Origin of the sequence: Microbacterium sp. HSID17254, from assembly GCF_003989315.1 — a bacterium.
Lineage (GTDB): Bacteria > Actinomycetota > Actinomycetes > Actinomycetales > Microbacteriaceae > Microbacterium.
This window is the reverse complement of the sequence record NZ_RBLT01000134.1, coordinates 1-952: the sequence shown is the minus strand read 5'-3', so window position 1 is coordinate 952 and position 952 is coordinate 1. Positions and strand designations below refer to the sequence as shown.

Here is a 952-nt window from a genome sequence, read left to right as displayed (position 1 = left end):
AGTTCAGCCCGCGGGCACCGAACGGGGCCACCAGGTGCGCCGCGTCGCCCGCCAGCAGGACCCGGCCGCACCGCATCCGGTCCACCACGCGCGAGTGGAACCGGTAGACCGAGGACCAGACCACCTGGTGGTCGACGTCGCCGATGACCGCGCGGATCCGGGCGTCCAGCGCGCCGGACGCGGTCTCGGCGTCGAGGTCGTACCCGGCGGGGACCTGCCAGTCGATCCGGAACGTCGAGTCCGGGCAGGGGTGGACCAGCACCTGGCGGCCCGGGTTCGCGGCCGGGTCGACGTGGAAGCGGCGCTCGGCGGCCCACCCCGGGAGGTCGGCACGGACGTCGCAGATCAGGAAGAGGTCGTCGAAGCTGGCGCCCTCGAAGGTGACCCCGAGCAACCCGCGCAGCGCGTCGCCACGGGCACCGGCACAGACCACCAGGAAGCTCCCCGCGACCCGCGCACCCCCGTCGACGGTGACCGTGACACCGTCGACGGCCTGCTCGACGCCGACGACGTCCTGCCCCCCGCGCAGGTCCACCAGTGCCTCGTCCGCGCGCCGCTCGTCGAGGCTCTGCTCGGTCCGGGCCTGCGAGAGGTTCACGAACGGCGGGACCGCGGGCCGCCCCGGCTCGGCGACGCTGTGGGCGAACAGCCGGGTGTCGCGGTGGAAGGTGCGCGCGGTGGTCCAGGTGACCTCCACGTCGGCGATGCGGCGCCCGGCGCCGACGGACTGCCACACGGCGAGGACGGGGGGCGGGCGGCAGATCGCATTGGACCCGACCCGGTCGCGTGCCTGGGGGAGGTCCAGCACGGCCGGGGGGGCGCCGTGGCGGGCCAGCAGCAACGCGGTGGTGTGCCCGACCGGCCCGGCACCAAGCAACAGGACGGGCGGCGACGGGCAGGGCGGCGCGGTGGACGTCGAGACGGGGCCCCTCCCTCGCCGGTCCCTCATCCC

The 952-nt window shown here is 75.8% G+C and carries 1 protein-coding gene; it reads right to left on the bottom strand.

Going from position 1 to position 952, the window contains the following annotated elements:
- A partial coding sequence (locus D8M34_RS18130) for an FAD-dependent monooxygenase (RefSeq protein WP_274543286.1) occupies window positions 1–841 on the bottom strand: 841 nt, incomplete at its 3' end.
- Between the last annotated feature and the right edge of the window lie 111 nt (window positions 842–952).